Here is a 12,815-nt window from a genome sequence, read left to right as displayed (position 1 = left end):
AGGGTGGTCAAGGGACTTCGCGCGGCGCCGCTTCCCAGAAGATGCGCAGCGCTGCGCGTGAAACCATCGTACGGGCAAACCCTAGTTTTTGGAAGAAAATTTTACGATGGATCGATGGGGCGCTGGGATCTCGGCAGCTTTTCCACGACAAGCAGATACGACTCCGTCACGAGCTCGCGCACGAGCTCCTCATCGAGGCTCGGCCCGGGCGTGAGCGAAATCCAGTGCCGTTTATTCATGTGGTATCCAGGAGAAACGTCCGGATACATCTCCCGCAGCGCGATACCGTCACTCGGTGCCGCCTTGAGCGTCACCATCTCCACGCCCGTGACCTCGGTTTGCAGCATGAACACCTTGCCGCGCACCTTCCACACGTCCCAATCCGGGCCAAAAGGCGCACCGACGGTCGTCGAGGGGAGCTCCGCGGCACGTGCTGCGGCGACCTCGAACAGTTGTGGGCCGTCCATTACTTGCGCGGCAAGCGTCGGCCCCGCCCGAGAAGCCTTCCCCCGATCCGGCCGCGCGGGCGCTTGTGGCCCGTGGCCCGGAAAAGCCACAGGAATGGCGCGGGGATTGCGCGCGCGATCGGGGCGCTGAGTGCCCAGCGCCACGGGGCGTTCGAGTCCTTGTTGGGGCGGTGCTCGAGGGCGTGGACGGCGGCTTCGGCAACCTCGTCGGGGGTCATCGTGCCCACGAGCAGCTCGACTTTGGGGACGCGTTTTTCGGAGTGGGGGTTGGCTTTGAAGTAGTCGGAGTGGACGCGCGTGGGGGTCAGTGAACCGACGTTGATCCCGGTGCCGTGAAGGTCCTGGCGCAGAGCTTCGGTGAAGCCGCGAACGGCGTAGCGGGCGGCGGCATATCCCACGGCGCCGGGCCACGCGATCTGGGCGACGGGGGAGTTGATCTGGAAAATCGTGCCGCTGCCGCGGGCGAGCATCGGCTCGATGAGGCCGCGCGTCATGTCGAATGCCGCGAAATAGGGCAGCGCCATCTGCTCGCGCGCCTCCTTCGGGCTCGTTTCCTCGATGCTGAGGAAGCGCCCCGAGCCGGCGTTGTTAATGAGGATGTCGGGCGTGCCGTGCTCGGCGAGAATCCTCGTGCACACGTTCGCGACTGCTTCGAGGTCGGAGAGGTCAACGGGATAGTAGGCGGCGCCCGTCTCATTGGCGAGAGGTTCGAGTTTTTCCTCGCGGCGGGCGAGCAGGATCAGGCGGCACCCGCTATCGCTGAGCCGTCGAGCGAGAGCCGCGCCAATGCCGGCGGAAGCGCCCGTGATGACAATCAGTTCCGAGGTGAGGGAGCTCGGGGTCGCATGGGTGCTCTTTGTGCGCTTAGTGCTCTTCGTAGCCATGCCTCGAGTCTACCGAGCGGCCACCTCGCCCACGCCGAGGATCCACTGGATTGCGGCGGTTGCTGCACCGCGCGCCCAGAAGGCGAAATCATGCTCGCGAAGCTGAATGTCGAGGCCGCTCGCGCTCACGTGCCGGATCTCGGCGATGCCCGCGTCGAGCTCCTCCTCGTTGCCGGCGAGGAACCGTGAGCCCTCGCCGGAAATCACGACGGCCTGCGGCATCGTGAACGCGGCGGCCGTGCCCACGAGCCGGCCCACCTTGCGGGCCGCGCGCGCCGACTCCTCGGAGGTGAGCGCGGTTGCGCCGCTCAAATCCGGCCAGTCCGGGCCGCGGACACCGTCGGTGATCGTGCCGAAACCCGTGTTCTCATCCGTGATTACCCGCCCGTCCATCACGAGGGCAAAACCTGTACCAATTCCGACGGTCACCACGATGAACCTCGAGGCCTCAAGGCCCGCGCCGAACCAGTTTTCCGCTTCGGCAAGCGAGGTCAGGTCATGCACGATGAGCACCGGAAGGCCCGTGAGTTCTTCGAGCCGATCGGCGGCGCGCACGTTTTCCCAACCGAGGAACGGTGCCTCGCGGACGATGCGGCCGCCGTCGATTTGCGCGCCGATGTTGACGCCAACGCCCGCAATGGGGAGCGCGGGATTCTTCGCCGAGAGAGCGTCGCGCAACTCGCCGATGAGCGCGGCGGCCTCGCGGAGCACGGCGGCGGGTCGAAGGTCGGTGAGGTGAGAGGTGCGCGAATCGAGCACGGTTGCGCGCGCATCGGTCACGATCGCCACGAGGCTTTCGTGGGTAATCGATACCCCGATGAGCGCGAAGCTCGTGAGGTTCACCGAGAGGGGGATTGCGGGCCGACCAACCTCGCTCGGAACGGGGGCGCCCTGGAGCATGAGCTTTGCGTCGACGAGTGGCGCGGTCACGCGCGTGAGGGAGGCAGCGCTCAGCCCGAGGCGCTCGGCGAGCTGCGTGCGCGGAAGCGGTCCGTAGCGGAGCAGCTCGAGGTACACGCGGCGCGCGGAGGGCGGGAGAGTGTCGAGAGCGAGGCGCTCGGGGACGGAAGGGGTGTTCACGGTACTCAACTTTGTCAGATGCTGCGGGGAGGTAGCGCGACATGCCTCCCACTTCGGGGAATGCGCTTGACGGCGATTTATTTTATAACGAAAATAATGGGGTCATTGAAGACGCACCTCAAGGAGAAACCATGGCGACCACCACCCGTCGCGGCTTCCTCGCGGGAATGGCGGGTCTCGGGACCCTCGGCGCGCTCGCGGGATGCGGCGGCTCGAACTCGGGCGGCACCTCGCTCGAATACTTCCAGTTCAAATCCGAGGCGATCGACCTGTTCAACTCGATTTGCGAGGAGTACAACGCGCAAGCGAAGAACGTCCGCGTGCGACAAAACTTCCAGGCCGACAACGTGACCGCGTTGCGGGTGCGGCTCGTGAAGAACAACATGCCCGACATCGTCTCGATCAACGGCGACTACAACTTCGGCTCCATCGCCCGCTCGGGCGTGTTCTACGACTTCGCGAAAACCGACCTCCTCGACAAGGTGCAAGAGGGCGTCGGCGCAATCCTCCCGAGCCTCGGCGCGGGTGCCGACGGCGAAGTCAACGGTCTGCCGCTTTCCACCAACGGCTCGGGAATGATCTACAACAAAGACATTTTCGACGACTTCGGCATCGAGCCGCCGAAGACGTGGGACGACCTCATCGCCGCGGCCGAAGAGTTCGCCGCGGGCGGCGTCGACCCGTTCTACTGGGGCTTCCGCGACAACTGGACCGGCGCCCCCATGTTCTCGTCGATCTCCGGCAACTTCCTGCCGGATGTTGCCGAGTGGTACCAAAAGCGCCTCGAGGGCGACACCACCTTCGAGGATCTTCGCCCCGTGCTCGAGAAGATGAACCAGATTGCCAAGATGGGCAATAAGAACAAGTACGAGGTCGACTACAACGGCGGGAACCAGGGTTTTGCCCAAGGCAAAGCCGCGATCTACGTGCACGGCACGTACGCGATCCCCGCGATCCGCTCCTACAACCCCGACATCAACCTCGGCACCTTCGCGACGCCCGCCGACGACCCCGCTGACACGCGCGTGGTTTCTGGCGTGGACGTGGCCCTCACGATGGGCGTCGAGCCCGAGCACGAAGAAGAAGCCCTCGACTTCATGCGCTACCTCATGAAGGAAGAAAACGTGCTCGCCTACTGCAAGGAGCAGGTCGCCTTCCCGACCCTCAAGGGCACCGAGACCGACGACCCGGCCCTCCAGGGCCTCCAGGAGTACTTCGCGAACGACCTCATCGCGACCTACTCCGACCACAACTTCCCGCAGGGAGTCAATCTCAACAACTACATGCAGCAGTTCCTGATCGACCACGACATCGACGCGTTCATTAAGACGCTCGATACGCAGTGGGACAAGGTCGCAAAGCGCATGGCCGCGACGGCGTAAGGAGAAGCCACCGTGTCTACAACGCACACAAAATCCGGCTCCGCGCCGGCACTACGCTCAAAGAAAAAGCGGATCGACCCCGCACACGTGTGGATGGTCATTCCCGCCATCATCATCTTCGTGGCCCTGCTCGTGTGGCCCCTCCTCCAGGGCATCTTCTACACGTTCACGAACTACCAGGGCTACGGCGACTGGCGCTTCGTGGGCCTCGATAACTACAAGTTCCTGTTCCAGGACGACGTGATCTGGGGAAGCTACGGCTTCACGTTCCTCTTCGCGATCTCCTCGACGCTCGCGACGAACGTCATCGCGATGGTTCTCGCGCTCTTGCTGAACTCGGCAATCAAGGCGAAGAACCTCTTTCGCGGGATCTTCTTCCTCCCGTACATGCTCCCCGTGCTGATCGTCTCGTACATCTTCAGCTACCTCTTCACGAACAACATTCCGCTCATCGGCCAATGGCTCGGCTGGGAGTGGCTCTCCTCCTCGCTGCTTGCCAACGAGAGCCTCGCGTGGCTCGCGATCGTGTTCGTGGGCGTGTGGCAGGGTGTCGCCTTCACGACCCTCATCTACATTTCGGGCCTGCAAACCGTGCCCGAAGAGGTCTACGAAGCCGCCTCGCTCGACGGCGCGAACAAGTGGAAGCAGTTCTGGAAAATCACCTTCCCGCTCATCATGCCGTTCTTCACGATCAACGTCGTGTTGAGCTTCAAGAACTCCCTTGGCGTATTCGACCAGGTCGTTGCCCTCACCGAGGGCGGCCCCGGCACCGCCACCCAATCCATCTCGTTCCTGATCTTCAAGAACGGCTTCCAGGGCGGCGAGTTCGCCTACCAGACGGCGAACGGCGTCATCTACTTCATCATCCTCATCGTGCTGTCGTTCGCACAGCTGCGATTCCTCCAGTCGAAGGAGGTCAACTGACATGAGTACCCAGTCGATCCCCACCCCGGGTGCCGCAGAAACACCCACGAACGAAAGCATCGAAAAGGGCGGAGCAAGCGTCGGAAAGCCCCCGCGCAACAAGCGCCGCTACCGCCTCCACCGCACCAACTGGTGGGCGACCGCCCTCGTGGCCGTTCTTTCCCTGACGATCCTCGTGCCGCTGTACTTCGCGGTGGTGACCGCGTTCAAAACGGCACCCGAGCTCGCCGAGAGCGGCTTTGGCCTGCCGAACCAGTGGAACCTCGACAACTTCGTCGAGGCCTGGCGCCTCACCGAGTTCCCGAAACGCCTCATGACGAGCGCGATCATCACGGTCGGCGCCGTGATCGTCACGCTGCTCACGAACTCGATGGTGGCGTACGCGATCGCGCGTAACCTCCACCGCAAGAGCTTCAAGTTCCTCTACTACTTCTTCGTGGCGGCGCTCTTCGTGCCGTTCCCGATCATCATGCTTCCCGTCGTGAAGCAAACGGCCGCACTCGGCATCGACAACGAGGCCGGCCTGATCCTCCTGTACACCGTGTACGGGCTCGCGATGAACATCCTGCTCTACGTGAGCTTCTTGAAGTCGCTTCCCGAAGAGCTCGAAGAGGCCGCGCGCCTCGAAGGCGCCTCCACGTGGACCGTGTTCTGGAAGATCGTGTTCCCGCTCATGGCCCCCATGAACGCTACGGTTGGCATCCTCACGTGCCTGTGGTCGTGGAACGACTTCATGCTGCCCCTCGTGATCCTCTCCGACCCCGATTCGCAGACGCTGCCGCTCGCGCAGTACGTGTTCCAGGGCCAGTTCAACACGAACTACCCGGTCTCCTTCGCGAGCTACCTCATGGCAATCGCGCCCATGATGCTCGTGTACGTGTTTGCGCAGAAGTGGATCATCTCGGGCGTGATGCGAGGCTCGACCAAGTAGTTCGGGCGCGTGCGTGCGCCGCGAGCGTGGCTGCTGTTCTTGCTCGTTCCCGCTGTTCTTGCTCGTGGCCGCTGTTCTTGCTCGTGCCGGCTGTTTTTGATCGAACCCGTCACTCTTGATGAAGAAAGAGTCGCTCCCCACCCGCGCCGTGCGGGCAGGGAGCGATTTTCTTTATGAAGTGGAACGGTTGGGCCGCCGCACCGCGACACCGTGTGCCGCCGTGTCGCTGCGCCGCACCGCGACACCGTGTGCCGCGCCGCGCGCCTAGCCGATGAGAGCGGCGAGCCTCTCGCGCTCAGCCTCAACATTCGCGCCCGCGCCTTCCGCAATCAGGGCGAGAGCAAGCGCCATACCGAGCGCCCCAGGATCGGGGGTGCCGAGCACGCGATCGCCGAGGTAGCTCGAGCGGCCACGGCCGCTGGACATGTCCTTCGTCGACTCCGCTCCATCGATGCCCGCCGCGATGGCTGCGGCGTCAAGGTCCTCAGCTCCCGAGCTGGCAACCGCCTCGAGAACATCCACGATTGTGCGATCGCCCGGCTCCGCGCCGCCCACGCGCGTCACCGCGGCGCGGGCCTCCTTCACGCCCTCCACAAGCGAGGTGCCGCTCTTCGCCGCCGCCGCAATTTCCTGGAAGGCGAGGCCAAACAGCGGGCCGGAGGAGCCACCCGTGTCGTTGAGGAACCCCTCCGCGATCGAATTGAGATCCGCCGCGAGATCGGCATCCGCCCCGCTCGCGTGAGCAAGCGTCGCCTTCGCCGCATTCGCGAGATTCGTGCCCACGTCGCCATCGCCGGCCTTCTGGTCGATCTCATCAAGCGCCGCGCGTGAGTGTGCGAGCGTCTCCACAAACCGGGTCAGCCATTCCGACGCCTGCTTTGCCCCAGCCGAAGCCTCATGTTCACCATTGCCTTCGCCCGCGTTTTCGGCCTTGCGGCCCGCGCGCACGTCGAAGTCGTCCGGGAGGAGGCGCGGCGAGGGCAGGGCGACCGTGTCGTGCGGCACGCACACGTACTCGATCCACTCCTCGTTGAGCGCGGTGAGCGTGAGCGAGAAGCCGGCCATGTCGAGCGCCGTCGTGTAGTTGCCGGAGAAGGCGATGCGCACGTTGACACCCGCATCGACGAGCGCCTCGTGGGCCGCGGCCTGGATATGCAGCAACTCGAGTGGGGCGAGACCACCGAGGCCGTTGACGAATAGCAGCGCTCCCGAGCCCGCTTCGAACTTTTCGGTGAGGGCCTCGCGCAGCTCGGAAACCATGCGCTGCGTGAGCTCTTCAAGCGTCGGCTGTTCGATCGTTTCTTTCGCGCTTTCCCCGTGGATGCCCACGCCGTATTCGAGCGTGCCTTCCTCGACATCGAACGCGAGGTGATCAGCGCCGGGGGAGGTGTGGGCGCGGCGCGCGACCGAAAGCGAGCGGGTAGCCGCCACGAGTGCGTCGCCGAGCTCTTTGAGCTCGCCGAGGCTCAGGCCTGAGTCTGCTGCTGCGCCGAGGACCTTCTCGACGAGGGTCGTCCCGGCGATACCGCGGCGGCCCACGGCACCCGCATCGGTGCCAAGATCGTCGTCGACGAGCACCTGCGCGCACTCGATGCCTTCGGCCGCGAGGCGCTCCGCGGCGATGTTGAAGTTGATGCAATCGCCCGTGTAGTTCTTGACGATGTGGAGCACGCCGCCGTCCTTTGCCACGGCGCGGCTCGCCTCGAAAATCTGGCGCGAATGCGGGGACGTAAACACCTCGCCCGGCACTGCCGCGTCGAGGCCGCCGCGCCCCACGAATCCCGCGTGCATGGGCTCGTGGCCAGCGCCTCCGCCGCTCACGAGCGCGACCGTGCGCTCCGGGGCAGGCTTCGTAGCGCTCACGAAATACGGGTCGCGCGACAGGGCGATCGAGTCACCCGCCGCCGCAGCTATCGCGGTGAGTGCGTAGAACGACGGGGATGCAGATTCTGAGTAAAACGCGGACACGGAAACACTCCTATGGTCGTTGTGCGCTAGTGGCCTCACGGTAACAATCGGCCCTTTACCGCTGCTGATGGCGTCGAGGATCTCAGCTGGCGCGAGGGGTCGCCGTGGGGAGCGGAGGTGCGCTCGGGCGCGGCAAGCGTCGGACCGAAACCCCACCGGAAAACCCCAGCCGACGCAACCCCACCGACAAAATTCCAGTTTTCCCACAGGCTTTCTTTTGCAGAGAAAAAATCTCGACTACCGTGGAGACATGAACGACAACCTTCGCCCCATGCCCCCGCTTGCCCACGCACCCGGCGCCGACCAACCCGACTGGTGGAAGAACGGCGTCGTGTATCAGATCTACCCCCGTTCGTTCGCCGACGCGAACGGCGACGGCATCGGAGACCTCCGCGGCATCATCAACCACGTCGACTACCTGGCCGCACTCGGCATCCAGACCGTGTGGCTCTCACCCATCTACCCCTCGCCGCAGGACGACAACGGCTACGACATCGCCAACTACCGCGACATCGAACCGATGTTCGGCACCCTCGACGACTTCGACGAACTCATCGAAAAGCTCCACGCCCACGGGATCCGCCTCGTCATGGACCTCGTCGTCAACCACTCGAGCGACGAGCACAAATGGTTCGTCGAATCCCGCTCCTCGCGCGAGAACCCCAAGCGCGACTGGTACATCTGGCGCGACGCTCGCGAGGTGGAGGGTCTGAAGCCCGGCGAACGCGGCACCGAACCCAACAACTGGGACTCCGCCTTCAGCGGCCCCGGCTGGCAGTGGGACGAAGAAACCGAGCAGTTCTACCTGCACATGTTCTCCCGCAAACAGCCCGACCTCAACTGGGAAAACCCCGAAGTCCGCGAGGCCGTATACGACATGATGCGCTGGTGGCTCGACCGCGGCGTCGACGGCTTCCGCATGGACGTCATCAACCTCATCTCGAAGCCCGAAGGTCTCCCCGACGGCCCGCCGACGCAGGACGGCCTCGGCTCCGCCTTCGCGATGGTCATGACCGGCCCACGTTTCCACGAATTCATGCAGGAAATGCGCCGCGAGGTCTTCGACCGCTACCCCAAGACCTTCGTCAATGTTGGCGAAACCCCCGGCATCACCGCCCACGACGCGTTCCTCACCTCCAAGCCCGAGCGCGGCGAACTCGAAATGGTGTTCCAGTTCGAACACGTCGGCCTCGAACACGAAGGGCACAAATTCAACCCGTCGCGCCCGCTGCCGCTTCACGAACTCGCCGGCAACCTCGCCCGCTGGGACCGCGAAGTCGCCGAAGAAGGCGGCTGGAACTCCCTCTACTTCGAAAACCACGACCAGCCCCGCTCCGTGTCCCGCTGGGGCGACGACGACCCCGCATGGCGTGTGCGCAGCGCGAAGGCGCTCGCGGGCATGCTCCACGCCCACCGCGGCACCCCGTACGTGTACCAGGGCCAGGAACTCGGCCAGGTGAATTTCCCGTGGGAGCGTCTCGAGCAGTTCCGCGACATCGAGGTCCTCAACTACGTGCGTGAATCCGAGCAGTTCGGCCACGGCAGCTTCGCGGAGCTCCTCCCCGGCATCAGCGACATGAACCGCGACAACGCTCGCACGCCCATGCCGTGGACTAGTGCCGTCGAATCGGGTGCCGGTTTCGGCGAGGGAGAACCGTGGATCGCCGTGAACCCTTCTGCCGCTGAGGGTGTCAACGCTGCCGACCAGGTTGGGGTCGAGGGCTCGGTGTTCGAGTTCTACCGCGCCCTCATTGCGCTCCGTAAGAGCGAGCCGCTCCTCGTCTCGGGCGGCTTCGAGCTGCTCGGCCCGGTCGAAAGCATGGGCGAAGGCCTGCCGGGCCAGTCCGGTCCGTCGCGTGTCTGGGCCGTGCGCAGGTTCAGCGCGGGGGAGGGGTCCGACGCTTCCTCGCTCATCGCCGTTGCCAACTTCTCGCGCGAAGAGGTTGAGCTTGGCGAGGACGTGTGGCCCGAGGGCGCCGAAGTCGTGCTGTCGAACGTCGCCGAAGGCGAGCGCGCCGGCGAGCAGAAACTTGGTGGATGGGAGTTCGCGCTGCTCAAGGCGTGAGCTTCTCACCGTTGAGGAATAAGGGGGGCGCCCGGCGGAATGAATCCGCCGGGCGCCTCCGTTTGCTATATCAAAAGCTATTTGGTCTCGCTGCGATGAAGATGCTTCCGCTAGGCGCTGAGAGAATCAGCTTAAAGCGAATATCTAACTGGATCAAAGGCGCTAATTGTGCGCTATCGAAGCATGATCTTGGTGAGAGACTGGCTTGATTTGCAGCTGATTTGTCACTCGTGCGTGACTTGCGCTATAGCTCCATGAAGGGTGAATGTGTAAAAAAAAGTTGCAAGCGCCCCCTGCTAACTCTTTCCATCGTTCACAATCGCGTCAAACAAAGCATCAATTGCACGCTTTCGCACGTCCGGTTGGTCGAGAGCGTTCAAAACGTTAGGATTGCGACTGAACTGTCGACCTGGGGCGTTCACGAACTCCTGTTTGAGGCGCAAAATCTCCTGACCTGAAGCCTTGTGCCCACCAATGACTTCGCCACTGTAGAGTTCGGGTCGCCCAGATTCCTCAAGCGGTGCATGCATCCGGTAATCGACATAGCTATCTTCAGGATGATTGAGAATATCGCGCGGGACGTCCTCGAACTGCTTGAAGGAGCCGCGGTTTAGATTGCTGTCTTGCCCGGTGAAGTTGGCAGCTCCGATGTTCGGGAAAAGGTTGCCTGGAAGCAGGTGGCCGGCATCGTCGTGAGGCGGACGCGTCCCGTGTTCTTTGGTATAAGCCTCCACTTCCTCCGGGGTATGCGAGATTTGCCCATTCTTCTCGACGAAACTACGACCGTTGTGGCCATCCTTACGAATCGGGTCATCGGAAGAAAAGGCGCGGTCTGTAAGTCCCCTCGCATCGGCTTCGCCAAGGACTTTCCCATCTTCATTACGGAAACTCCTTTGGATGTGTGCCTCCGCACCGTGATCCCACTGGAGGTACCCATGTCGAGATCGAGTTCCGATTTCATCTATAACCGTGGCCTCCGGGATGAGGTCGGAATCCGCAGCCACAGATGCGCTCCACTCTGGGGGCGGCACCGGACCGAGACGGGGTCCAACGGGACCGTCGGTGACAAGGTGCTCGATGACTTCGGAGTACTGAGTCTCAGGTAGCGCGGCGATGGAATTGTTCGGAGAGAACTTAAGCTTATCGGCGCCCAGTCGAAGATTCTCAAGAACGTGAGGATTCTCGAGCATTGCAGAGTGAAGATCTCTTACGGCATCTGGGCCGTAAATGTATCGAATAGATGCCGCATTCTGGCCGTTCCCCATGGCGTCATAAGCAGCCGCGAGGTCGGCACGCCGCCTCGAATTAGTATAGTCGAGGTCAGTCATCAACTTGTTTGTTGGCTTTTGAGCCTCGCTCCAGAACAGATCAGATTTCTCCTGGAGAGTGAGTTCGGTTCTGTTCCACAGCTTTGAGGTATCGGGATAGTAGACGGTTATTGTTTCGGTTCCATTGTGAACTACTTTTGAGTCTGTCATGGATGGTAAAGCAGGAATGGACGTCTGGTTTTGCACCTTTACGTCAGTGTTCGGCTTCACGTCATCAGTCGAGCCAGCGCCTCGACTCCCACTGTTGGGCTGCGATGCATTTGCCGGTAAGGCATCGTCGGCGTGCGTCGGTGCCGGCTTTCCTGCTGCGGATGGAGCCCGCCGCGTGGTTGGCTTTTCCGATGCTCGAGCAGCTGCATTGCCTAGAGCTTCCGCGGTATCGCGAGTGCCTGCTCTCGCACCGGCCTCGGCCATACCTCTTGCGGTTCCGGCTCCGGCAGCACGGGCGGCCCCGCCTGATCCACCTGTGGCTACCGAGAGCAGTACGTCGGGTGCTAGGTAGCCCAGGGAGTGCCCGGGATCGTAAAGAAAATCGATGTACTTGCTGCGACCCCATGCCATTGCGCTACGCAATTGTTGCTCGCGCATGTACTTCTGCTTTTCAGGGCTTGCGTTGATGTAATCGTGCAAGCTGCGGTTTGCGTCGCGAATCTGATCTTGATTTTTCCACGCGTTCAACCCGACGTTGAGCGCGATGCCTGGCAAGCCAAGGCCAGAGAATGGGCCGTTGAAAATCTGCATGAGTCCAAGAAGATCCTTGGTCCAGTCCACAACACCGCGCGCGAATGCTTCGCGAGCTTCGGGACTGGCTAGCGCCAGAAGTGCAGTGGCGAAGTTTAAATCTCCCTGAGCGGCACTGAAGAAACGCGAAGCGAGGTCGGAATCTGCAGTTTTTAGATCGTCCCGTAGCCTTTCCACTTCCCTTGCCAGGCGATCGAGTTCTCGCTCTGCTTCCGCAATCTTCGCCTCGCGTTCTGCGTTAGGTTCTTCTTGCGTTTCGCCGTCAGCGTCAGTCTTGGTGACGGTCTCCGGAAGTGACTGGGCGTAGCTAAGATCGGCGAGAGCGGCTAGAATCTCTCCTTTGAGTGATTCCTTGCGTTTCTCGAAGCCGTGCAGCTTGTCCGCGTAATCATCCAGGTTCTTTTGGGCTTCGGAGGTGCTTTTTTGGAGCTCAGAAGCAATTTCGCTGGGCTGCTGCATCGCTCTGTGAAGCTTCGAAGCCTCTGGTGCCGAATACGTATTGTGCAAGCCGGACCAAATTTCAACTGCAGAGCCCATAAGGTCTGCTGCGCGACTGCCAATAAATTTGATGTCTGAGCCTAGCTGCCGAACGCTTTCCGGGTTATCGATATCCGGGAGATCTGCAACGGAAATCATTTCACGGCCTCCCCGGGAAAGTGAATGGTCGGAATGGAGGCAATAGCACGTTTGGCTTCGTCGTTCATTTCGGTGTCGCCATCCCTGTAAGCATTGATTGCTTCATTTGCTGCACTTGTTGACTTCGACGTCATGTTGCGTGTCGCGTTGACTTCACCCGTCACGAAATGCTCGAGGTAAGAGAGCACAGCAGTTTTGCTTTGGGGGCTGTGTTCGAAGGCTCCAGGTGCTGAATCTATTGCGTTTTGCGTGTCTTTTGATGCAAGTTCTAGGTCGCGTACTACTGCGATCGTGTTTTGGACGATTCGCCTGGACGCGTCAGGTTGGATATCGAATGACATGGTCGTGTCCCCTTGAGAAGGTGCAGCAATGGCCGACAGCCCTGCCGCCGCGTGGGCGGCAGGGCGTT

General features: G+C 62.2%; 10 protein-coding genes. 4 read left to right on the top strand and 6 right to left on the bottom strand.

The window, feature by feature from the left end; translation table 11 throughout:
• Window positions 1-101 precede the first annotated feature (101 nt).
• Genes HMPREF3157_RS06190 through HMPREF3157_RS06180 form a run of 3 tightly spaced genes read right to left on the bottom strand, consistent with a single transcriptional unit; the run spans window position 102 to window position 2,431 of the window.
• Window positions 102-467, bottom strand: a complete 366-nt coding sequence (locus HMPREF3157_RS06190) for an MmcQ/YjbR family DNA-binding protein (RefSeq protein WP_034371454.1) — start codon at window positions 465-467, stop codon at window positions 102-104.
• Window positions 467-1,351 carry an SDR family NAD(P)-dependent oxidoreductase gene (locus tag HMPREF3157_RS06185; RefSeq protein ID WP_070435844.1) on the bottom strand — a complete coding sequence of 295 codons (885 nt, stop codon included), beginning with the start codon at window positions 1,349-1,351 and terminating at the stop codon, window positions 467-469. The genes HMPREF3157_RS06190 and HMPREF3157_RS06185 overlap by 1 nt, the downstream gene beginning before the upstream one ends.
• Before the next feature lie 9 nt (window positions 1,352-1,360).
• Window positions 1,361-2,431, bottom strand: a complete 1,071-nt coding sequence (locus HMPREF3157_RS06180) for an ROK family transcriptional regulator (protein ID WP_070435843.1) — start codon at window positions 2,429-2,431, stop codon at window positions 1,361-1,363.
• Between the two features lie 131 nt (window positions 2,432-2,562).
• On the opposite strand from HMPREF3157_RS06180, the gene HMPREF3157_RS06175 reads away from it, so the two are divergent.
• The 3 genes from HMPREF3157_RS06175 to HMPREF3157_RS06165 are packed head-to-tail and all read left to right on the top strand — an operon-like array spanning window position 2,563 to window position 5,668.
• Entirely contained in the window at window positions 2,563-3,813 is a 1,251-nt protein-coding gene (locus HMPREF3157_RS06175) for an ABC transporter substrate-binding protein (protein WP_070435842.1), read from the top strand.
• A 12-nt stretch (window positions 3,814-3,825) separates the two neighbouring features.
• The gene (locus tag HMPREF3157_RS06170) at window positions 3,826-4,737 is read left to right on the top strand and encodes a carbohydrate ABC transporter permease (protein ID WP_070435841.1); all 912 of its coding nucleotides are present in this window, start codon (window positions 3,826-3,828) and stop codon (window positions 4,735-4,737) included.
• Between the two features lies 1 nt (window position 4,738).
• On the top strand, window positions 4,739-5,668 hold the full coding sequence (locus tag HMPREF3157_RS06165) for a carbohydrate ABC transporter permease (RefSeq protein ID WP_083286185.1): 930 nt from the start codon (window positions 4,739-4,741) through the stop codon (window positions 5,666-5,668).
• A 264-nt stretch (window positions 5,669-5,932) separates the two neighbouring features.
• Here the strand turns inward: HMPREF3157_RS06165 and HMPREF3157_RS10450 are convergent, their stop codons facing one another.
• A complete protein-coding gene (locus HMPREF3157_RS10450; protein ID WP_070435840.1) occupies window positions 5,933-7,636 on the bottom strand; it encodes a dihydroxyacetone kinase subunit DhaK in 1,704 nt (567 codons plus the stop codon).
• Window positions 7,637-7,886: 250 nt separating this feature from the next.
• On the opposite strand from HMPREF3157_RS10450, the gene HMPREF3157_RS06155 reads away from it, so the two are divergent.
• Window positions 7,887-9,701, top strand: coding sequence for an alpha-glucosidase (locus tag HMPREF3157_RS06155; protein WP_070435839.1), 1,815 nt, complete (start codon window positions 7,887-7,889; stop codon window positions 9,699-9,701).
• A 296-nt stretch (window positions 9,702-9,997) separates the two neighbouring features.
• Here HMPREF3157_RS06155 and HMPREF3157_RS06150 read toward each other — a convergent pair whose 3' ends face one another.
• Complete coding sequence (locus tag HMPREF3157_RS06150; RefSeq protein ID WP_070435838.1) at window positions 9,998-12,406, bottom strand: DNA/RNA non-specific endonuclease; 2,409 nt, start codon at window positions 12,404-12,406, stop codon at window positions 9,998-10,000.
• Window positions 12,403-12,815 (bottom strand): DUF6507 family protein (locus HMPREF3157_RS10445; RefSeq protein ID WP_210386278.1); only part of this gene is annotated, 413 nt, incomplete at its 5' end. The genes HMPREF3157_RS06150 and HMPREF3157_RS10445, both read right to left, overlap by 4 nt.

Origin of the sequence: Dermabacter sp. HMSC06F07 (assembly GCF_001807345.1) — a bacterium.
GTDB lineage: Bacteria > Actinomycetota > Actinomycetes > Actinomycetales > Dermabacteraceae > Dermabacter > Dermabacter hominis.
The sequence above is the reverse complement of the archived record's forward strand: the minus strand, read 5'-3'. Positions and strand labels throughout refer to the sequence as shown.

Excerpts from the sequence above, each read along its gene's own strand:
- HMPREF3157_RS06190 (WP_034371454.1), bottom strand. The coding sequence starts at position 467 with ATGGACGGCCCACAACTGTTCGAGGTCGCCGCAGCACGTGCCGCGGAG.
- HMPREF3157_RS06185 (WP_070435844.1), bottom strand. The coding sequence starts at position 1,351 with ATGGCTACGAAGAGCACTAAGCGCACAAAGAGCACCCATGCGACCCCG.
- HMPREF3157_RS06175 (WP_070435842.1), top strand. The coding sequence starts at position 2,563 with ATGGCGACCACCACCCGTCGCGGCTTCCTCGCGGGAATGGCGGGTCTC.
- HMPREF3157_RS06165 (WP_083286185.1), top strand. The coding sequence starts at position 4,739 with ATGAGTACCCAGTCGATCCCCACCCCGGGTGCCGCAGAAACACCCACG.
- HMPREF3157_RS06155 (WP_070435839.1), top strand. The coding sequence starts at position 7,887 with ATGAACGACAACCTTCGCCCCATGCCCCCGCTTGCCCACGCACCCGGC.
- HMPREF3157_RS06150 (WP_070435838.1), bottom strand. The coding sequence starts at position 12,406 with ATGATTTCCGTTGCAGATCTCCCGGATATCGATAACCCGGAAAGCGTT.